This window comes from Bradyrhizobium sp. (assembly GCF_052389815.1).
Taxonomy (GTDB): Bacteria; Pseudomonadota; Alphaproteobacteria; order Rhizobiales; family Xanthobacteraceae; genus Bradyrhizobium.
The window spans coordinates 13506-34646 of the sequence record NZ_JBQTHN010000038.1 but is presented as its reverse complement, the minus strand read 5'-3'; the positions used below and the strand labels follow the sequence as shown (position 1 = coordinate 34646).

16 protein-coding genes are annotated in these 21141 nt (G+C 65.3%); 6 read left to right on the top strand and 10 right to left on the bottom strand.

Translation table 11 applies throughout. The annotated features are described in order from the left end of the window. Nucleotides 1–13 precede the first annotated feature (13 nt). Both ACT4OC_RS08425 and ACT4OC_RS08420 read left to right on the top strand, forming a co-directional pair. Entirely contained in the window at nucleotides 14–538 is a 525-nt protein-coding gene (locus ACT4OC_RS08425; protein WP_444838512.1) for a FecR domain-containing protein, read from the top strand. Between the two features lie 19 nt (nucleotides 539–557). Next, on the top strand, nucleotides 558–2447 hold the full coding sequence (locus tag ACT4OC_RS08420) for a CHASE2 domain-containing protein (protein ID WP_444838511.1): 1890 nt from the start codon (nucleotides 558–560) through the stop codon (nucleotides 2445–2447). 1 nt (nucleotide 2448) lies between these two features. Here ACT4OC_RS08420 and ACT4OC_RS08415 read toward each other — a convergent pair whose 3' ends face one another. The 5 genes from ACT4OC_RS08415 to ACT4OC_RS08395 all read right to left on the bottom strand — a co-directional run bounded on the left by ACT4OC_RS08415 (nucleotide 2449) and on the right by ACT4OC_RS08395 (nucleotide 8193). After that, entirely contained in the window at nucleotides 2449–4572 is a 2124-nt protein-coding gene (locus ACT4OC_RS08415) for a methyl-accepting chemotaxis protein (protein ID WP_444838510.1), read from the bottom strand. 270 nt (nucleotides 4573–4842) lie between these two features. Continuing rightward, nucleotides 4843–5076: a DUF6894 family protein gene (locus ACT4OC_RS08410; protein ID WP_444838509.1), complete on the bottom strand. Its 234-nt coding sequence runs from the start codon at nucleotides 5074–5076 to the stop codon at nucleotides 4843–4845. Nucleotides 5077–5206: 130 nt separating this feature from the next. Continuing rightward, nucleotides 5207–5800: a hypothetical protein gene (locus tag ACT4OC_RS08405; RefSeq protein ID WP_444838508.1), complete on the bottom strand. Its 594-nt coding sequence runs from the start codon at nucleotides 5798–5800 to the stop codon at nucleotides 5207–5209. Between the two features lie 111 nt (nucleotides 5801–5911). Then, complete coding sequence (gene acuI / locus ACT4OC_RS08400; RefSeq protein WP_444838507.1) at nucleotides 5912–6898, bottom strand: acrylyl-CoA reductase (NADPH); 987 nt, start codon at nucleotides 6896–6898, stop codon at nucleotides 5912–5914. A gap of 44 nt (nucleotides 6899–6942) precedes the next feature. After that, nucleotides 6943–8193 carry an MFS transporter gene (locus tag ACT4OC_RS08395; RefSeq protein WP_444838506.1) on the bottom strand — a complete coding sequence of 417 codons (1251 nt, stop codon included), beginning with the start codon at nucleotides 8191–8193 and terminating at the stop codon, nucleotides 6943–6945. Nucleotides 8194–8506: 313 nt separating this feature from the next. Between ACT4OC_RS08395 and nadA the strand changes: the two genes are divergently transcribed. The 3 genes from nadA to nadC all read left to right on the top strand — a co-directional run bounded on the left by nadA (nucleotide 8507) and on the right by nadC (nucleotide 12243). Further along, on the top strand, nucleotides 8507–9616 hold the full coding sequence (nadA, locus tag ACT4OC_RS08390; RefSeq protein WP_444838505.1) for a quinolinate synthase NadA: 1110 nt from the start codon (nucleotides 8507–8509) through the stop codon (nucleotides 9614–9616). Between the two features lie 140 nt (nucleotides 9617–9756). Beyond that, complete coding sequence (locus ACT4OC_RS08385; RefSeq protein ID WP_444838504.1) at nucleotides 9757–11349, top strand: L-aspartate oxidase; 1593 nt, start codon at nucleotides 9757–9759, stop codon at nucleotides 11347–11349. Nucleotides 11350–11358: 9 nt separating this feature from the next. Next, complete coding sequence (gene nadC / locus ACT4OC_RS08380; protein WP_444838503.1) at nucleotides 11359–12243, top strand: carboxylating nicotinate-nucleotide diphosphorylase; 885 nt, start codon at nucleotides 11359–11361, stop codon at nucleotides 12241–12243. Nucleotides 12244–12246: 3 nt separating this feature from the next. Here nadC and ACT4OC_RS08375 read toward each other — a convergent pair whose 3' ends face one another. The 3 genes from ACT4OC_RS08375 to ACT4OC_RS08365 form a co-directional block, all read right to left on the bottom strand. Next, nucleotides 12247–13689 (bottom strand): cell wall hydrolase, encoded by a 1443-nt coding sequence (locus ACT4OC_RS08375; protein ID WP_444838502.1) that lies wholly within the window; start codon nucleotides 13687–13689, stop codon nucleotides 12247–12249. Between the two features lie 389 nt (nucleotides 13690–14078). After that, nucleotides 14079–16919 carry a pyruvate, phosphate dikinase gene (gene ppdK, locus ACT4OC_RS08370; protein WP_444838501.1) on the bottom strand — a complete coding sequence of 947 codons (2841 nt, stop codon included), beginning with the start codon at nucleotides 16917–16919 and terminating at the stop codon, nucleotides 14079–14081. 110 nt (nucleotides 16920–17029) lie between these two features. Beyond that, the gene (locus ACT4OC_RS08365; protein ID WP_444838500.1) at nucleotides 17030–17185 is read right to left on the bottom strand and encodes a DUF3096 domain-containing protein; all 156 of its coding nucleotides are present in this window, start codon (nucleotides 17183–17185) and stop codon (nucleotides 17030–17032) included. 298 nt (nucleotides 17186–17483) lie between these two features. Here ACT4OC_RS08365 and ACT4OC_RS08360 point away from each other — a divergent pair, with 298 nt between their 5' ends. Next, complete coding sequence (locus ACT4OC_RS08360) at nucleotides 17484–17843, top strand: DUF1236 domain-containing protein (protein WP_444838499.1); 360 nt, start codon at nucleotides 17484–17486, stop codon at nucleotides 17841–17843. Nucleotides 17844–18066: 223 nt separating this feature from the next. Here the strand turns inward: ACT4OC_RS08360 and glyS are convergent, their stop codons facing one another. Further along, nucleotides 18067–20181, bottom strand: coding sequence for a glycine--tRNA ligase subunit beta (glyS, locus tag ACT4OC_RS08355; RefSeq protein WP_444838498.1), 2115 nt, complete (start codon nucleotides 20179–20181; stop codon nucleotides 18067–18069). Then, the gene (locus tag ACT4OC_RS08350; RefSeq protein ID WP_444838497.1) at nucleotides 20181–21116 is read right to left on the bottom strand and encodes a glycine--tRNA ligase subunit alpha; all 936 of its coding nucleotides are present in this window, start codon (nucleotides 21114–21116) and stop codon (nucleotides 20181–20183) included. Before ACT4OC_RS08350 ends, glyS begins: the two co-directional genes overlap by 1 nt. Nucleotides 21117–21141 lie beyond the last annotated feature (25 nt).

Here is a 21141-nt window from a genome sequence, read left to right as displayed (position 1 = left end):
CGCGGAGTTTCACATGAGAGGTCACGCCTGGATGACGTGCCTCGTCATCTTATGTGCGACGGTCGGCGTCCGCAGTGCGACCGCCCAGCAAGCACCGGCGGGCTGCACGTCGGAGCAGCGGCCGGGCGCGGCGCAAACGCTGCGTTGCCGCGACGGGCTCGTCATCGTTGCCGAGGACGGCGCCAAATTCACGCTGCAGAGCTATGGCGGGGGCGGGGTCGAAGGCGTCGACCTCCAGAGCAAGGCCGTGCTGGTCGATGCGCCCAGGCAGAAAGCCAGGAGCCGCTTGCAGGTCATCACGCCCCAGGCGATCGCTGCGGTACGCGGCACCAAATGGGCCGTCGACGCCCAGGAATCGCGGACGTCGGTTCTGGTGCTGAACGGCCGGGTCGCGGTGCGGCGGCCCGGGGGCGCCGGCGGGCAGGTCGTGCTCGGTCCCGGCGAAGGCGTCGACGTCGATCCCGGCACCGGCGCACTTGAAGTGAAGCGTTGGGGGCAACCGCGCGTCGACGCCCTGCTCGCGCGACTGAGGCAATGAGCTTGGCAATCGCTCCGCCGTGACCGGCAGAAAACTTCAGACATTGGTTGCACTGGTGCTTGCGTTCGCCTGGGCGATTGCGCTCGGGTTCGGACACCTCAACGGCGACACTCGTTTTCTCGACCGCACCGAGGGAGCCCTCACCGATCTGCGCCTGCTCGTCCGCGGCGAGAGGCCGGCGCCCGATCTCCTCACGATCGTCGCCATCGATGACGATACCGCCGCGAAGAAGGGCGGCTACCCATTGCCGCGCACCGAACTTGCCCGCCTTGTCGAAGAAGTCGCGCGCTTCGAACCCCGGGTCATTGCACTTGACCTGCTGTTGGTCGATCGCGGCGACGATGCCGGCGACGCAGCGCTGGCGCGCGCGCTCGGGAGGCGACCGAGCGTGATCGCTGCGGCGGCCGTGTTCCCGGATGCGATCCAGTCGGTCGACGCGAGCGCGGGCGGCGCGATGTCGCGCCTGCCGCGTGCGGAGAAATTCCTGCTGCCGCTCAGGACATTCGCCGACCATGCGGCGAGCGGCGTGGTCAATCTGAATACGGATGCTTCGGGCACGCCGCGCGGCGCCCCGATGCTGTTCAGAACCGGCGACAAGGTCGAGCTGTCGTTCCCGTTACGCGTCGCGGGGCTGGCCGAGGCTGCGGAGCCGGTCATCCGGCGCGACGGATTGTCGATTGGAAAGCAGCGCATATCGACCGACATCGATCACGTCCTGCCCCTCGGATTCTATGGTCCACGCAGCACCATCCGGACGGTAAGCGCCGTTTCGCTGCTGAACGGTGAGGTTCCGCCCGCTCTCGTTCAGGATCGCATCGTCGTCATCGGGGCGACGTTGACCGGCGGCGGCGACACCTTCTCCACCCCGTTCGATCGCATCACGCCGGGGGTGGAGATCGTCGCCACGGCGATCGCCCATCTGATGAGCGGTGACGGACTGAGGCGCGACCGGTCGACCCGGGCCGTCGATGCCGCCCTGGCGGTGAGCCTCACGGTTGCGCTGGTCGTCCTGCTGGCCTGGCAGCGCAGCGCGATCGCCTTGCTGCTGATCGCGGCCGTGCTGCTGATGGCGGCGGCCGCCAATTATGCGGCATTCTCGCGCGGCATCTGGCTCAGCGGCGCGTTGCCGGTCGCGGCGGCCGGACCGCCCGTCATCCTGTTCGGCGCGATGCAACTCTGGCTGAACCGGCGGCAGGCACAATACTTCAGAAGGAAGAGCAACCTGTTGCAGCAGTTTCAGGCGCCCGCCGTTCGCACATGGCTGACCAGAGATCCGGATTTTTTGCTTGTGCCGGTCCACCGTGACGCGGCCGTCGTCTTCATCGATCTGTCCGGCTTTACGGCGATCAGCGAGACCCTGGGATTGGACGCAACGCAGCGCCTGCTCACGGATTTCCACACGCTGATCGATCGCGTCGTCGAGGACCATGGCGGCCTCATCACCGGCTTCATGGGCGACGGGGCGATGATCCTGTTCGGCCTGCCCGAGAGCAGGCCCGACGACGCGCGCAACGCCGCCCGTTGCTGCGTCGACCTTTGCGACCGCAACGAGAAATGGATCGCCTCGCTACCTCCGGCGATCGGATCGCGCATCGGCATCAAGGTGGGCGCTCATTACGGCCCGATCGTCGCCTCGCGGCTCGGCGGCGACAGCCACCAGCACATCACTGCGACCGGCGACAACGTCAACGTGGCGAGCCGACTGATGGAGGTTGCCGCGAAACACGGCGCCGCACTCGCGGTAAGCGACGATCTCCTGCGTCAGGACGGCAGTGGATCGGCATTGCGCGAATCCGGAGTTCTTACCGGACCGAAAGAAACGCGTATCCGCGGGCGCTCGCGCGCGATTTCGGTCTGGTTCTGGCGGAGCGACAGCAGCGGCCAGGACGAATCCGCATTGCTGCGATAGCTCAGGCGGCGCGAACCGAATTGACGAACTTGGTCACCTCGACCTTCAGGCGGTTGCTGTCGCCGGACAGCATCTGCGCCGCCGACAGCACCTGCGAGGAGGCCGATCCGGTCTCGCCCGCGCCGCGCTGGACATCGGTAATGTTGGCCGAAACCTGCTGGGTGCCTTGCGCAGCCTGCTGCACGTTGCGGGAGATCTCCTGTGTCGCAGCGCCCTGCTCCTCGACGGCCGCCGCGATCGTCGAGGAGATTTCCGACAGGCGCTCGATGGTGCCGCTGATCTCCCTGATCGCGTTCACCGACTCATGCGTCGCCGCCTGGATGCCGGCGATCTGCTGGCTGATCTCGCCGGTCGCCTTCGCCGTCTGCTCGGCCAGCGCCTTCACTTCGGACGCGACCACTGCAAATCCGCGGCCCGCTTCGCCGGCGCGCGCGGCCTCGATGGTGGCGTTGAGCGCAAGCAGATTGGTCTGGCCCGCTATGGTGTTGATCAACTCGACGACGTCGCCGATGCGGCCCGCCGCCTTTGAAAGCTCGCCGACGCGATCGTTGGTGGTGCGGGCCTGGTCGACGGCCTCACCGGCCATCCGCGCCGATTCCTGCACCTGCCGGCTGATCTCGTTGACGGAAGAGCTCAGCTCTTCGGTCGCCGACGCCACCGATTGCACGTTGGTCGAGGCTTCCTCGGAGGCGGCCGCCACGGTCGTCGCCAGCTCCTGCGAGCGATCCGCCGTCGCGGTCAGCGTCCTGGCGGAGGCTTCCAGCTCGGTCGAAGCCGAGGAAACCGTCTCGACGATCTCGCCGACCCTGGCCTCGAAATCATCGGCGAGGCGGTTCATGGCGGCGGTCTTCTCGGCCTGCGCCGCCTTCTCCAGCGCCTCCCGCTCCGCCTGCATGGCCTGCACTTTTTCCGCATTCTCCTTGAAGACGAGCAATGCACGCGCCATCGCGCCCATTTCGTCGCGGCGGTCGACACAGGGCACGGCAATCGACGTATTGCCCCGGGCGATCTCGTCCATGGCCCCGGTCATCTGGCCGACCGACCGAACGATGCGATTGAAGACGATCCAGAGCGCACCGGCGGCAAGAAGGATCGAGAAGGCCAGCAGGATGCCGTTCACCAGCAACGTATTCAGGCTGCTGAGCTGGGCAGACTCGGCCATCTTCGCGGCTTCCTGGCTGGCGAGCGTGCTGAGCGCGATCACGTCGTCGATCGCCTTTGTCGCCTGGCCGAACCATTCGGCGGAGTTGACCGGATAACTTCCGCCGCCAAGTCCCGCCGCGTAGACGCCCTTGCGGGTTTCCTCGAAGCGGCGGAACACGCTCTCGCGCACGCGCTCGGTGCCCGTCACCACGCTTGCCGGCGCCGACGATTTGGCGGCGTAGGCCTGCACGTAGTCCCAAGCAGCCTCCAGCCGCCCCCGGAAATTGGCCAGATTGCTGATTTCCTGCGAGTTCATCGGCTTGCCGGACGCCACGAGCGCTGCCACCGCGGCCCGCTCGCGGCCGAGATACTCGCTCATGATCCAGAGAAAATGTTTCAGATTCTGCAGGCTCGACAGGCGGGACTGGATGTCGTCTTCCTCCATCGCCGCGGCGACGCGGAGACCCTGGCTCGAGATGATGAGCGCAGTGATGGTCGGAGCCCACTGCGAAACGATGGCCTTGTCGCGCGCGGCAGCCGGTTTGGCGATCTCGGCATCCGCCCGCGCGCGAAGGGCCACGAGTTGCTCATGCGCACGCTTCGCACCGGCGATCATCTGGTCCTTGTTGGCGAAATGCCGCGCGGCCATGCGCATGAGCGCCTGCTCAAACGGCTGGTCGCCGAGCTTGCGGGAGTTTGCGATCGAAGCCTTCTGGGCGTCGGCCGCCGGATCGGCCGCGTTGAGCGCCAGATTGGTCGCGCCACGCTCGCGGGCCCATTGACCGGCGCTTTCCAGCAGCAGGTCCGCCGTCTCGTTCACCGAAGCCGCATCCGAGGCCGTCGCGCGCACCATGCTCGCATTGCGCAGGACGTATCCGGAGAGGCCAATGCCGAAGAGCGCCAACAGCGCCACCGCTGCGACAAGAAGATTGCGAATACTCAATATGGTCCCGGCTTGCGCGGGCGCATTGATCGCTGGCATTTCCATATCCCCTCGATGCCTTCGGATGGCCTCGTTGGACCGAGCGCACTCAGTCAGCGCTTTGGGGAAATGGTAGGCGGCAGGTTCGACGTTAATCTTAACGGCGGCTGCGTAGAACTACCGGAAAATTGGTCGGAAAATAGCTGAAAACAAACAGCTTTTGCGTGCCATTCATCTGCCGTGCACGCCAAGATCAGGAACCGATTATCTTGGGTTGTTTGAGACGCCCGCCACCGCTGCGCAGTCTTTGTGCGGGCCGGCTTGCGATTGCTAACCGATGGATTCCGCGACCAGGCGGATGCGGAACACCGGCTTCCTGGCCTCGTCCAGCAGCACCATCTGCCACTCGCCGTTCTGCTTCAGATTGCGGGACACGCCGCGCAGGAGGTCCGAGCAGATCCGCGTCATCTCGCGCCAGGCCGCATCCCGACTCTCGAATTCCGTACCTTGATCGGACGTTCCGGCATAACGGCCGTGACTGATCTGGAAAAAATATAGCGGCATGATCGCGCTCGTAGCTTACGGCCTCGGCGAGGCTCCGCACCCAAGCTGCCGCGCGATTGCTACCAACGCATGAAGACGCCGGTCCGTACAACTACGATCCCGCGCCAACGTCCGGCAGGCGGGCCAGCGATCAATCGGTCGAACTGCGAAGCTCGGGCGCGCTCTCGGCCTTGGCCGGCTCGGGCTTTGCCTCCAGCTTCACCGGCTCGAGCTTGGCACTCTCCACCGCGGGCGTGGCAACGCTGGCGGAAACCTCCGCCCGTGCATCGGCCGGGCGGGCCTGCGCGGCGTGCAGCGAGCGCGGCCGCGCCACCGAGCGCGCCATCAGCATCTGGTGACCGCCCCGATGGTGGAAATCGCAATAGGCGAAGCCCATGCCGGAGACCGAGCCGCGGAAGCTGCGATCATCGCGCTTGTCGAGGTTGAAGCAGGGCTGGAAGGGAACGCCCTTGAGCGATGCGCAGACCGACTGGCCGCGGATCTGCAACGTGTTCCCGGGCAGGCGGACATGCCGGACCGGGCCAGCGCCTGCGAACTGGACTGACCCCGCAGCCCCCAAGTCATCGAGGATGCGGCCGGCGCCGCGAGTACCATCGACACAGGTGAAAGCGAAGATCTTGCCGGCGACGAACCTGCGCGCCTCATCCGCCGTCATCATCCCGGCGAGCGCAGGGACGACCATTGCACCGGCCAGAACGGCTCCCAACACCAGACGCGCAAACATTTTCCAACTCCAACTTCACCAGAGCGGCGGGGCAGAAGTCTCTTTACCCGCTGCTTACCATACCAACCGTGGCGAGATTGAAGCAGGTTGGTTGGCAAAGTCTGAATAACGTTAGGCTATTTTTACCACGATTCGTCCGCGAACCTGGCCGGCAAGGATTTTCGCACCCTCGCCCATGACATCGCCAAGGCCAATTTCGTGAGTGATTTCAGCTAGTTTTGCCCGGTCCAAGTCGGTGGCCAGACGGCTCCAGGCGACCCTGCGCTGCTCGATCGGGCACATCACGGAATCGATGCCGAGAAGGCACACCCCGCGCAAAATGAAGGGCGCAACCGAAGACGGCAGGTCCATGCCGGCGGCAAGACCGCAGGCGGCAATGGCGCCGCCGTATTTGGTCATGGAAAGCAGGTTGGCGAGCGTCGTGGAGCCGACGCTGTCGACGCCGCCGGCCCAGCGCTCCTTTGCGAGCGGCTTGGCCGGCCCGGAGAGCTCGTTGCGGTCGATTATCTCGGCGGCGCCCAGGCCCTTGAGATAATCGGTTTCCGACATGCGGCCGGTCGAAGCGATGACGTGATAGCCGAGCCTGGACAGCACGGCGATGGCCACCGAGCCGACGCCGCCCGCCGCGCCGGTCACCACGACGGGACCGCTCGATGGCGTGAGGCCGTGCTTCTCCAGCGCAAGCACCGAGAGCATCGCGGTGTAGCCGGCAGTGCCGATCGCCATGGCGTCGCGCGCCGATAGGCCCGAGGGCAGAGCGACCAGCCAGTCGCCCTTGACGCGCGCCTTCTCCGCATAGGCGCCAAGATGGGTCTCACCCATGCCCCAGCCGTTGCAGACGACCTTGTCGCCGGCCTTCCATTGCGGATGCGAGGATTGCTCGACGGTGCCGGCGAAATCGATGCCGGCAATCATCGGGAAACGTCGTACCACCGGCGCCTTGCCGGTCAGCGCAAGGCCGTCCTTGTAATTGAGCGTCGACCACTCGACGCGGACGGTGACATCGCCCTCCATCAGTTCGGCTTCGTCAAATTGCGTCAGCGCGGCGGTGGTACCTTTTTCCGCCTTGTCGATCCGGATGGCCTTGAACGTTCCCACGGTAAACTCTCCCCGACAGATTTTTGCCGGGGATGTTTAGCCGATCAGGCGGCTTGCGCAACCGGGCGTTCGACCGGTTTTTCCACGATCGGCAGGTTGATCAGCGCCGAGAGCACGCCGAACAGGATCGAGAGCCACCACAGCCAGGTGTAGGAGCCGGTCTGCTCGAACACGATGCCGCCGAGCCAGACGCCGAGGAAGCCGCCGACCTGGTGGCTGACGAAGGCGAAGCCGTAGAGCGTGGCAAACCAGCGCGTGCCGAACATCAGCGCCACCAGCGCCGAGGTCGGCGGCACGGTGGAGAGCCAGGTCAGGCCCGAGATGGCGCCGAAGGCGATCGCCGAGAAGGTGGTGATCGGGAACGAGATGAAGACCAGGATCGAAAGCGCGCGCGTGAAGTAGATCGCCGACAGGATGTAGCGCTTGGGAATGTAGTTCTGCACGTAGCCGACGCTGAGCGAGCCGATGATGTTGAAAAGGCCGATGGCCGCCAGCACCCAGCCGCCGGTTTGCGTGGGAATGCCGCGGTCGACCAGGTAGGCCGGCAGATGCACGGTGATAAAGGCGAGCTGGAAGCCGCAGGTGAAGAAGCCCAGCACCAGCAGCACATAGGAGCGATGGCCGAACGCTTCCGCAAGCGCAGTCTTGAACGACTGGTCGTCGGCGGATGGAGTGTTGCTCGTGGTCGTAGGCGGCGTCACGAGCGCCAGTGCCAGCGGCACGATCAGCAGCATCAGCCCGGCAAAAACCGTGAGAGCGGCCTGCCAGCCGAAATTGTCGATCAACGCGACGCCGAACGGCGCGAACAGGAACTGGCCGAACGATCCTGCCGCAGTGCCGGCGCCGAGCGCAATGCCGCGCTTTTCCGCGGGTAACAACTTGCTGAATGCCGACAGCACCAGGTTGAACGACGATCCGGACAGACCGAAACCGATCAGCACGCCGGCGCCAATATCGAGAGAGAGCGGCGTCGAGGAATAGCGCATAAGCAACAGGCCGCCGGCATAGAGCAGCGCGCCAACAGCGATCACGCGGAAAACGCCGAAGCGATCGGCGATGGCGCCGGCAATCGGCTGGCCGAGACCCCAGAGAAGATTCTGCAGCGCCAGCGCCAGACCGAAGACGTCGCGGCCCCAGGCGAATTCGCGGCTCATCGGCTGCACGAAAAAGCCGAGGCTGGAGCGCGGGCCGAAGCTGAGAAGTCCGATGATGCAGCCGCAGATGATGATCACCAGCGGCGTCCGCCAGTTTGCGGCGGTGCTGGCCGGACGAAGATCACCTGCGGTCGTGGACATCGGGCATTTCCCTTCTCTGCTCTTGCGACTCACGCTGGCGAGCCGGCGGCGAACATTGCGGGGAGTTAATGCATCCGCATGAAAATCCCAGAGGCGGCGTATCCAAAAAGCGCCGCGCATTGCAGCGATGCAAATTGGCGCGGTCGCACACGCCGATTTGTTGAGCGCGACCTCTGGCGCAGCGCCCCGAGGCATGATATCTTTTGATTTACTCTAATTGAGTATAAGAGAGCACCGGCCCGCTTGTGGCCGGATTTCTCAAAGCCTTAATATACTCACTTAGAGTATATTCAGAGTAGCAAGGAGGCCCACCATGCCAGTCGCCGAACTCTACGGCCCCGAAGACTTCGGAAACGCCACTCGGCAGAACCCGGTGCCCGAACGGGCTGCAATGGGTTCTGCCGAGCGTGCACACGCGCTGCCGCTGCCCTCGCTGGAATGGACGAGCGAGGTGGAGCGCGCCACCGCGCACCTTTATGAACGGGTGAAGCACGTGATCTCGCCTGTCGAGTGGCCGCTGATGGCGCCGCAGGTGAAGGCAATCAACGAGCTGAAGCGCGAGCGCGGCGCGGTGATCCTCGCGCACAACTACCAGACGCCGGAGATCTTCCATTGCGTCGCCGACATCGTCGGCGACTCGCTGCAGCTTGCCATCGAAGCCAGCCGGACGAAGGCCGGCACCATCGTGCAATGCGGCGTGCACTTCATGGCGGAGACCTCGAAGATACTCAATCCGGAGAAGACGGTGCTGATCCCGGATTCGCGCGCCGGCTGCTCGCTCGCCGCCAGCATCACCGGTGCGGATGTGCGGCTCTTGCGCCAACGTTTCCCCGGCGTACCCGTGGTCGCCTATGTCAACACCTCCGCCGACGTGAAGGCGGAGGTCGACATCTGCTGCACGTCGTCGAATGCCGTCCAGGTGGTCGAAAGCCTCGGCGCGCCGACCGTGATCTTCCTGCCGGATCAATATCTGGCGCGCTATGTCGCCTCGAAGACCGACGTGAAGATCATCGCATGGAAGGGCGCGTGCGAAGTGCATGAGCGCTTCACCGGCGACGAGCTGCGCGCCTATCGCGAGGCGGATCCCTCGGTGCAGATCATCGCGCATCCGGAGTGCCCACCGGACGTGCTGGCGGAAGCCGACTTCACCGGCTCTACCGCCCACATGATCAAGTGGGTGCGCGAGAAGCACCCGAAGCGACTGGTGATGATCACGGAATGCTCGATGGCGGACAACCTCCGCGCCGAGCTCCCCGATGTCGAGATGGTGCAGCCCTGCAACCTCTGCCCGCACATGAAGCGGATCACGCTGGCGAAGATTCTGGAGAGCCTCGTGTACCTGCGCGAGGAAGTGACGGTCGATCCCGCGGTCGCTGCGCGCGCGCGGCGCTCGGTCGAGCGGATGATCAATCTCAGGAATTAAAGCCGCTGTCGTCCCTACGAAAGCAGGGACCCATAACCACTGATGTCACTTGTTGCACGAGATAACCGCTCCATCGCTCCAACGGATAAGCCGCGCGTATGGGCCCCTGCTTTCGCAGGGACGACGAAGGAAGATAGGCCATGACAAGCCAACGCAACGACTCTATCACAAGCGACGTCGTCATCGTCGGCGGCGGCCTCGCCGGATTGTTCTGCGCGCTGAAGCTGGCGCCGCGCCCGGTGACCGTGATTTCGGCGGCGCCGCTCGGCCTGGGCGCATCGACCGCCTGGGCGCAAGGCGGCATCGCCGCGGCAGTGGCCGAAGGCGACAGCCCGGGAGCGCATGCGGCCGATACCATTGCGGCGGGCGCAGGGCTGGTCGATGAGCGCGTCGCGCTCGCCCTGGCGCGCGAGGCTCCCGCGCGTATCGACGACCTGCTGCGCTATGGCGTGCCCTTCGATCGCGACCTCGAGGGCCGGCTCGCGGTCGGCCGCGAGGCGGCACATTCGGCGCGGCGCATCGTGCATGTGCGCGGCGACATGGCGGGAGCGGCGATCATCGCTGCCCTCACCGAAGCGGTGCGAAAGACGCCGTCGATCCGCGTGATCGAGGGCTTTGCAGCGGAGAGCCTGCTGACCGAAAGCGGCGCGGTGACCGGCTTGCAGATCCGCGACGCAACCGATCCGCTCGCCTCGCCGGCCGTCGTTGCCTCCCGCTCGATCGTGCTGGCAACCGGCGGAATCGGCCATCTTTATGCCGTGACGACCAATCCGGTTGAAGCGAGCGGCATTGGACTTGCGATCGCCGCCCGCGCGGGGGCCGTCGTCGCCGATGCCGAATTCGTCCAGTTCCACCCGACTGCGATCATGGTGGGCCGCGATCCGGCGCCGCTCGCCACCGAAGCGCTGCGCGGCGAAGGCGCAATCCTGATCAACAAGGCCGGCGAGCGCTTCATGGCGAAGCTGCACCCGCTGGCCGAGCTCGCGCCGCGCGACGTCGTTGCACGCGCCGTGTTCGCCGAGATCGCCGCCGGCCGCGGCGCGTTGCTCGACGCGAGCAAAGCGCTCGGTACGCGCTTTGCGGAGAAGTTCCCGACAGTCCATGCGAGTTGCGTCAATGCGGGTATCGATCCCGCGACACAGCCGATCCCCATTGCACCCGCCGCGCACTACCACATGGGTGGCATTGCCGTGGATGCGAGCGGTCGCACCTCGCTGAAGGGCCTGTGGGCCGGCGGCGAAGTGTCCGCGACCGGCGCGCATGGCGCCAACCGCCTCGCCTCGAACTCCCTGCTGGAAGCCGTGGTCTATGCCGCGCGCATCGCCGAAGACATCGGCGGGCAATGGGCCGCGCCGCCAGCGCGAAAACTGACTGCGGTTGCCGCCCGGAACGCCCTCATGCCGCGGGTCATCGAATCCAGCCTGCGCACGACGATGGCTTCCCATGTCGGCGTCGTCAGGGAGGGCGAGCATCTCGCCAGGGCGGTGCGCATGTTCGCCCATATCGAGCGCAGCGCCGGCAACATCGCGTTGCGCAACATGGCGACCGCCGCCCTGCTGGTTGCCGCATCCGCCTGGTCGCGGCGCGAAAGCCGCGGCGGGCACTATCGCGCCGATCATCCGGCAGAGAGCCCGGCCATCGCTCGCCGCACCATGACGACCATCAAGGCCGCGCGCGAGGTGGCAGCCTTGCTTGCTGCGCCCTTGCGCGCCGTCCAGCCTGAAACCGTTTGAGCCGATGCGATGACGACGCCCTCCTCCCTGCTTCAGCCCGACGCCTTCCTCTCACCGCTCGCGATCGACGAAGCCGTCGTGCGCGCGCTCGACGAAGATCTCGGCCGCGCCGGCGACGTCACCTCGATCGCGACCATTCCGGAAGCGACCGCAGCGCGCGCCGTGATGGTCGCGCGCCGGCCCGGCCGGATCGCCGGCCTGCCGCTGGCGGTGGCGACATTGCAGAAGCTCGGTCCCGACATCCGCATCGAAGCGCATGCCCGGGACGGCGGCAGCGTCGTCGCCGGCCAGCATCTTCTGACCATCTCGGGTTCCGCGCGCGGCGTGCTGGCGGCCGAGCGGACAGCCCTCAACTTCGTCGGCCGGCTCTCCGGCGTCGCCACCCTCACGGCCGACTATGTGAAGCGCACCGCAGGGACCAGGACGCGCATCTGCTGCACCCGCAAGACAACGCCGGGCCTGCGGGCGCTGGAAAAATATGCGGTGCGGTGCGGCGGCGGGTTCAACCACCGCTTCGGGCTCGACGACGCCATCTTGATCAAGGACAACCACATTGCGGTCGCAGGCGGCGTCCGCGCGGTGCTGGAGCGCGCGCGCAGCCATGCCGGGCACCTCGTCAGGATCGAAATCGAGGTCGACACGCTCGATCAGCTCCGCGAGGTTCTGGATACCGGCCTGGCCGACGTCGTGATGCTCGACAACATGGAAGTCGCAACGCTGAAGCAAGCCGTGAGCATCGCCAAGGGCCGCGTCGTGCTCGAGGCCTCCGGCGGCGTCACGCTCGACTCGATCGCGGACATCGCCGCTACCGGCGTCGATTACATTTCGTCGGGTGCGCTGACCCATTCGGCGCCGAATTTCGACGTCGCGCTGGATATCGAGACGAAGCGATAGAGATTAGCGCCGCGCCGTTTTCAGTTCGGCCTCGCTCTTGGCCTCTTCCGCGAGCTTCGCCGATATCGCCGCGGTTTCCGTCGGGCTGCCCCAGCTCGGCGCGTCGCTGCCGTCGCCCCATTTGCGCGGCCGATAGAAGGTGTGGACGCCGAACTTCCAGTTCCGCTTCATCTCGCTGACCCAGGACGGACGTACCCAATAGGCATGGTAGTGGGTGGAGCGGTCCACTTCCGGCAGCCAGAGCCGGCCGTCGAGCATCGCCTTGGCGATCTTCTGCGCACGGTCCCACATGTCGGGCTCGCGGATCACCTCGGGATGCCGGTCGCAGGCGAAGGTGAACTGGCAGGCGAGATAGCGGTGCTTGTTCTGGTAGACCACGCCGCACACGTTGTCCGGATACTTGCCGGAGAAGGCCCGATTGAGGATCACCTGCGCCACCGCGATCTGGCCGCGCACGGCCTCGCCGCGGGCTTCGAAATAGATCGCCTCCGCAAGGCACTTTTCCGACTTGGCGCGCGAACCTTCGTCGAACAGGCCAAGCCGCTCGGCCGGCGTTTTGCCGCGCTGATTGTCGGCGTTGACCTCGCCCTTCGGCGCAAAGCTGATGCCCTCGCCGATCTTCACCGGGCCGTCGGCGTCGACCGGAAGCGAGGCCATGATCTTCATGTCGGGGTCGGCGACCGCGCCCGGCATCACGATAGTCGGCTCCTCGCCGGGCTGCCAACGCTCGATGCTGCCGGGCGCGCCGAGCGAGGTACCGAAGAACAGCGACGAAGTCTTGACGTTGAAGCCGTCGCGCGGCGCGCTCGCCTCGAGCGCTGCCGGCACTTCGCCGGAACGCTTCGGCTCATCGGCCGGCCTCGTCTCCAGCGACAGCGAAAGGTCGTACCGCTTCAGCGGCGGCGCGTTGAGCGCCTCCTGCAATTCGGGATCGAGCGGGGCTTGGTCGGACTTCGGCGGCAAGCTTGCGGTCTTTGCGCCCCTCACCGAGGAGTTGGAGGTCGCGGGGTCCTCCGGTCTTGCGTCGGCCGGAGGCGCGGAATCCGCAGGCGCAGGCGGGCGCACGACCAGCCGGTCGCCTTTCAAGGTGCGATCCACCTTGGGGAAGTCTGCGGCCAGATAGCGCGGCGGCGGCACCACCAGCGGATTGCTGCGCGTGATCGAGCCGGTGATGTCCCTGACGTCGAGGCTCGCGAGATGATGGCTCGGCAGCTGCGGCCGCGAGGTGCCGATCGGACGACCGAAGCTATATGTGGCGAGCTGCACCCTGGCGGCGGCGGATGACACGCGCTTCTGCCAGCGTTCCGCCGCGCCGGATTGGCGGGCCAGCAGTGAGCCAATGTCCTGATAGCCGGCTTCCGTCGGCATCAGCGCGAAGATGCAAAGGCCGAGCACGAAGGACGCATGAATACGCACGTCCTTCGGCCGGGTACGCAACCCAAACATGGTACGCTCACGCAACGCTTACTCGGTACGCGATCGATGTGCAGTACATCCGTGCAATTCGACCAAAATTGTTGGTATCGAATTTAGGTTGCCGCGGAGTTAATCGGCGTGGCGTGCGCGATACAGGCAAGCAGTTGCGGAGAGTTCCGCTGAAGCATCGAGGATGCTGGTAAATGCGGCATCGACGAAACTGGTAAACATCCCGTCAACGGAAATGATGAAGAAAGACTTCCGGCCGTATCAATACGGGACGGTCAATCCACGTCATTGCGAGCGACCTGTCCGCCGAAGCTCAAGAGCGAAGGCGGAAGCGAAGCAATCCATCCATCCTCGCGGGGACAGATGGATTGCTTCGTCGCTTTCGCTCCTCGCAATGACGGTGGAGAGACTTACGCCTGGCTCGCGACCGCCTTGCCGAGCGCGGCTTGCGCGGCGGCAAGGCGCGCGATCGGCACGCGATAGGGCGAGCAGGAGACGTAGTTCAGCCCGATCTGGTGGCAGAACGCCACCGAGGCGGGATCGCCGCCGTGCTCGCCGCAGATGCCGACCTTGAGGCTCGGTCGCGTCTTGCGCCCGCGCTGCACACCGATCTTGACGAGCTCGCCGACACCGTCGCGATCGACCGAGATGAAGGGATCGATCTCCAGAATGCCCTTGGCGACGTAGGTCGACAGGAAGCTTGCGGCGTCGTCGCGGCTGATGCCGTAGGTGGTCTGCGTCAGGTCGTTGGTGCCGAAGGAGAAGAACTCGGCGGTCTCTGCGATCTGACCGGCCATCAAGCAGGCGCGCGGCAGCTCGATCATGGTGCCGACCTGATAGTCCAGCTTCTTGCCGGTTTCCTTGGCGACCGCTGCGGCGGTAGCGTCGATGCGCGCCTTGACCAGGTCGAACTCGGCCTTGGTCGCGATCAGCGGCACCATCACCTCGAGCCCGACGGGCTTGCCGGTGCGCTTGCCTGCTTCGACCGCAGCCTCGAAGATCGCGCGCGCCTGCATCTCGGCGATCTCCGGATAGGCGATCGCGATGCGGCAGCCGCGGAAGCCGAGCATCGGGTTGAACTCGGCGAGATCGCGGGCGCGATCGGCCAGCTTGCGCGGGTCGGTGTTCATCGCCCGCGCCACTTCCTCGACCTCGGCCTGGGTGTGCGGCAGGAACTCGTGCAAGGGCGGATCGAGCAGTCGGATCGTGACGGGCAGGCCCTTCATGATCTCGAACAGCTCGACGAAGTCCGCGCGCTGCATCGGCAACAGTTTCGACAGCGCGGCGCGGCGGCTCTGCTCGTCCTCGGCGAGGATCATCTCGCGCACGGTGCGGATGCGGGTCTCCTCGAAGAACATGTGCTCTGTGCGGCAAAGGCCGATGCCCTCGGCACCGAACTTGATGGCGGTGCGGGCATCGTCGGGCGTGTCGCCGTTGACGCGCACGCCGATCTTGCGGACTTCGTCGGCCCAGCCCATCAGCGTACCGAACTCGCCGGACAGTTCCGGCTCGATCATCGGCATGCGGCCGGCCAGGACCTGGCCCACCGTGCCGTCGATGGTGATGACGTCGCCGGCCTTGAAGGTGCGCGAGCCGATCGCCATGGTGCCGCGGCCGTAATCGACGCGGATGGCGCCGCAGCCGGAAACGCAGGGCTTGCCCATGCCGCGCGCGACCACGGCGGCGTGCGAGGTCATTCCGCCGCGCGTGGTCAGAATGCCTTCGGCGGCGTGCATGCCGTGAATGTCTTCCGGCGAAGTCTCGATGCGGACCAGGATGACCTTGCGGCCGTCGGCCTGCAGTTTCGCGGCTTCATCCGAGGAGAACACGATCTCGCCGGACGCAGCACCCGGGGACGCCGGCAGGCCGGTGGCGATCACGTCGCGCTTGGCGTCGGGATCGATGGTCGGGTGCAGGAGCTGATCGAGCGAGGCCGGATCGATCCGCGTCACCGCATCCTTCTTGGAGATCAAACCTTCATTGGCGAGCTCGACCGCGATGCGCAGCGCGGCCTTGGCGGTGCGCTTGCCGCCGCGGGTCTGCAGCATCCATAGCTTGCCGCGCTCGACGGTGAACTCCATGTCCTGCATGTCGCGGTAATGCTTCTCCAGCATCGTGTAGATGCGGGTTAGCTCCTTGAAGGCGTCGGGCATCGCGAGTTCCATCGATGCCTTGTCGGAGCCGGACTCCTTGCGCGCCTCCTCGGTGATGTCCTGCGGCGTGCGGATGCCGGCGACGACGTCCTCGCCCTGCGCGTTGATCAGGAATTCGCCGTAGAGCTTGCTTTCGCCGGTCGAGGGATTGCGAGTGAAGGCGACGCCCGTTGCCGACGTGTCGCCCATGTTGCCGAACACCATGGCCTGGACGTTGACGGCGGTGCCCCAGGATTCCGGAATGTCGTGCAGCTTGCGATAGGTCACCGCACGCGCGTTCATCCAGGATGAAAATACGGCACCGATGGCGCCCCACAGCTGCGCATGCGGATCCTGCGGGAAGTCGGCGCCGGTCTCGCGGGCCACGGCTTCCTTGTACTTTCCGACCAGTTCGACCCAGTCGTCGGCAGTGAGGTCGGTGTCGAGCGAGTAGCCCTGGCTGTCCTTGAAGGTGTCGAGAATGTCCTCGAAGTGATGATGCTCGAAGCCGAGCACCACGTCCGAATACATGGTGATGAAGCGGCGGTAGCTGTCATAGGCGAAGCGGCGGTCGCCGGAGAGTTCGGCAAGCGCTTCCACCGTCCGGTCGTTGAGACCGAGATTGAGCACGGTGTCCATCATGCCCGGCATCGATGCGCGGGCGCCGGAGCGCACCGAGACCAGCAGCGGGTTCCTGGAATCGCCGAATGCCTTTCCGGTGAGCTTGCCGACGTAGTCGAGCGCCTTCTCGACCTGCGTCTTCAATTCCTTCGGATATGTTTTGCCGTGGGCGTAGAAATAGGTGCAGACCGAGGTCGGGATGGTGAAGCCGGGCGGCACCGGCAGGCCGAGATTGGCCATTTCGGCGAGGTTGGCGCCCTTGCCGCCGAGCAGGTCTTTCAGGCCTGCCTTGCCCTCGGCCTTGCCGTCACCGAAAGTATAGACCCATTTGCCGGCCTTCGCGGCCGTGGCTGCGGGCCTGGCGGCGGGCTTGGCCGCCACCTTCGGCGGGGCCTTCTTCAATGCCTTCCGCGCGACGGGCGCCGGCGCCTTCCGGACCGGGGCAGATGGCTTTGATTTTGCTGCAATTTTCTTCGACTTCGCGACGGCTTTGGCCATGGCCTACAGAATCCGAAAGAGGGATGGGAGTTTGCGCGCCTTACACCACTTTGGCGGGTTCCGCGCAAGCCGCGCGGGGTGCATTTCCAGCACGACCTGTAGCTCCGGCGTTACAGCCGCAGCCACTTGAATACACCGAGACCGTGCAGGCCGATGACGATGAGGTAGATGGCGACGACGAAGTTCAGGAACCGCGGCATGATGAGAATCAAGATGCCCGCGAGCAGGGCCAGGATGGCAGGGATGTGCGTGGCGGTGATAACCATTGCAGTGTCTCCAGCATGTTGGGGAATCGCATCGAGGGCGGGAACTTAGCCGCATAGCGTTTTCAAGCGAAGCCTGTCCCGCACTTGATGCGGGATGGGTACCGGTTCGCGTCAAGAAAACGCGTCAAACAGCCGAGTCGCGGAATATGGGAGACGCTTTCACCTCGGGGCGGGTTCCGCCAGAACCCACGAAAATTGCCCGAAATTGCCGCGTATGCGGCCGTCCCTTCCCGGAACAATGCTGCGCGCGAGGCATTGGCCGCATAACGACTTCAAGCGAGCCTGGAAGGAACGAGCCATGCGAAAAAATATGTTTCTTGCGACGGCCGCCGTGGCCAGCGCTCTGACTGCACCGATCGCCGCGCAGGCGCAAGGCACCGTCGGCGTAACCGGCGGCAACACCGTCGTCATCGAATCCGGCGGCGGACTCACGGCCGATCAGCGACCGGCGTTCCAGGAGTATGTGGTGAGCCAGCGCGTGCCGGCCTTCACGATTCCCGACCGCATCGTGGTCGGCGCCGTTCTGCCTGAGGCCGGCGTAACCTACTATGACGTGCCGCAGCGCTTCGGCAGCACACCCTATCGTTACACCGTGGTGAACGGCACGACCGTCCTGGTCGAGCCGCGCTCACGCCGTATCGTTCAGGTGATCGACTAAGCCGCAAGCACCTGAACGAGAGAGCCCGGATGACGCGGTAGCTGATTTGCGCGAGTCCGGCTCGAAAGCCTCGTCCGGTAATCCCCCGCCGGGCGGGGCTTTTCGTGTGCGCCCGTCATTCCGGGGCGCGTCGAAGACGCGAACTATGGCGCGCAGTTGCGCGCCTGAGAATCTCAAGATTCCGGGTCTGGTCCTGCGGACCATCCCGGAATGACGGCAAACCTCAATCCTGTATCTTCGAGAAATCCGCCACCGCGCGCGTCGCCGCGCGGATTTCATTGAGCAGCTTCAGCCGGTTCTCGCGCACCCTCGCATCGTCGTCATTGACGCGGACCTTGTCGAAGAACGCATCCACCGGTGGCCGGAGCTTTGCCATCGCGCTCATCGCGGCGGCAAAGTCTTCCCTGGCAACCGCAGCACTCGCTTCGCTCTTCACCTGGTCGATCGCCTTGGCCAGCGCCTTCTCTTCGTCGAGCTTGTAGAGAGTAATATCCGGCGCGCCGTCGAACGTGCGCTTGTCCTTCTTCTCCTCGATGGAGAGGATGTTGCCGGCGCGCTTGGTGCCGGCGAGCAGATTCTTGCCATCGTCACTGTCGAGGAATTTGCCGAGCGCTTCGACGCGGCGGACAACCATGAGGAGGTCGTCCTGGCCACCGAGCGCGAACACGGCATCGACGAGGTCGTGACGCGCGCCCTGGTCGCGGAGTTGGACCTTGAGGCGGTCGGCGAAGAAGGCAAGCAGATCGGTGGGAAGTTTTTGGGTGTCAATCACCGCCTGCTTCGTCCCAATCTCCAACAATCCGCCAATTGCTGACTTGGCGATTTTCAGGATCGACATCCGAAGCGCATTATCCGTGATCAGCCGGATCACGCCCAGCGCGGCACGGCGCAGCGCATAGGGGTCCTTGCTTCCCGTCGGCTTCTCATCGATCGCCCAGAACCCGACCAACGTATCGACCTTGTCAGCGAGCGCCACCGCAACACTCACCGGATCGGTCGGCACGCGATCGGCGGGCCCTTGTGGCTTGTAATGCTCCTCGCACGCGGCAGCGACAACGGCATCCTCGCGCTGGGCCAGCGCGTAGTACTTGCCCATCAGACCCTGCACCTCGGGAAATTCGCCGACGACTTCGGTCAGCAAGTCGGCCTTCGCCAGCCGCGCGGCGCGCTTCGCCGTCTCGACGTCGGCGCCGACCAGCGGGGCGATCTCGGCGGCCAGCCGCTCGATGCGCTTGATGCGCTCGCCCTGGGTGCCGAGCTTCTCGTGGAACACGATGTTGTCGAACTTCGGCAGCCGGTCCTCGAGCTTCGTCTTCAGGTCCGTCTCGTAGAAGAATTTCGCGTCCGACAGCCGCGCGCGGATCACGCGCTCGTTGCCGGCGACGATGGCCTTGCCGCCGTCGCTCGCCTCGATATTCGCCGTCAGGATGAATTTGCTCGCAAGTTTCCCCGTCTTGGGATCGCGCACCACAAAACATTTCTGGTTGTTGCGGATGGTGGCGCGGATCACTTCGTCCGGAATCGAGAGGAAGTCCGCGTCGAACGAGCCCATCAGCACGACCGGCCATTCGACGAGGCCGGCGACCTCGTCGAGCAGGTTCTGGTCCTCGACCAGCTCAAAGCCTTGCGCGAACGCGAGCTGCTTGGCGTCGGTCAGGATCGCATCCTTGCGCCGGTCGGGATCGAGCACAACTTTGGCTTCCAGCAGCTTGGCCCCGTAGTCCTCGAAGCGGCGCACGGAAATCGCGCTAGGTGCCATGAAGCGATGGCCGAAAGTGGTCTGTCCGGTCTCGATGCCGTCGATCGAGAACTTCACGACGTCGGGCTCTTCGGTTTCGAGTCCGAAGGTCGCGGTGATCGCGTGCAGCGGCCGCACCCAGGAGAGCGAGCCTGATTTCGCCGAGCGCTCGCCCCAGCGCATCGATTTCGGCCAGGGGAAGGTGCGGATGACGACGGGCAGGATCTCGGCGAGCACGTCGATCGCGGGCCGGCCCGGCTTTTCGATCAGCGCGATGTAGAAATCGCCCTTCTTGTCGCTCTGGATTTTCGCCTCGTCGATCGAGGAGAGGCCCGTGGCTTTCAGGAATCCCTGGATCGCGGGTTCCGGCCCACCGACGCGCGGGCCGCGGCGCTCTTCCTTGAGGTCCGGCTGGCGCGTGGGGATGCCGTGCACGGTCAGCGCCAGGCGGCGCGGCGTGGCAAAGGCCTTGGCGCCTTCATAGACCAGGCCCTCGGCGACGAGCTTGTCGGTGACCATGCGGCGCAGATCGTCGGCCGCCTTCGCCTGCATGCGCGCGGGAATCTCTTCCGAGAACAGTTCGAGCAAGAGATCGGGCATCAGACCGCCCTGCCCGCTTCAGTGTGCACCCAGGCTTCGCCGCAGGCTTTCGCAAGCTCGCGCACGCGCAGGATATAGCTCTGCCGCTCCGTCACCGAGATCACGCCGCGCGCATCCAGGAGGTTAAAGGCGTGGCTCGCCTTGATGCACTGGTCGTAAGCCGGCAGCGCCATCAGATGTTCCCTGCGGTTGCTGCCCTCACGCCATCCGGCGGCGAGATATTTCCGGCAGGCCTCTTCGGCCATCTTGAACTGTTCGAACAGCATCGCGGTGTCGGAGTGCTCGAAATTGTGCCGCGAATATTCCTGCTCGGCCTGCAGGAAGACGTCGCCGTACGTCACCTTCTCAGCGCCGTCGCGGCCGTTGAAGTTGAGATCGTAAACGCGGTCGACGCCCTGCACATACATCGCAAGCCGTTCGAGCCCGTAGGTGAGCTCGCCCGAAACCGGCGAACATTCCACGCCGGCAACCTGCTGGAAATAGGTGAACTGGCTGACTTCCATGCCGTCGCACCAGCACTCCCAGCCGAGGCCCCAGGCACCCAGTGTCGGACTCTCCCAATCGTCCTCGACGAAGCGAATGTCGTGCACCGCGGAGTCGATGCCGATGGCGGCGAGCGATTTCAGGTACAGCTCCTGCAGGTCCGGCGGCGACGGCTTCAGGATCACCTGGAACTGGTAATAATGCTGCAGCCGGTTCGGGTTCTCGCCGTAGCGGCCATCTTTCGGGCGCCGCGAGGGCTGCACATAGGCCGCGTTCCATCGCTTCGGCCCCAGCGCGCGCAGGGTGGTGGCGGGATGGAAGGTGCCGGCGCCGACCTCCATGTCGTAGGGCTGCAGGATCACGCAGCCGTAGTCAGCCCAATAGCGCTGCAGCGTCAGGATCAGGCCCTGGAACGAACGTTCCGGGCGCATATGGGCAGGCAAGGCGTCCATCGTCAGAATCGGCTCTCGCGAAGGG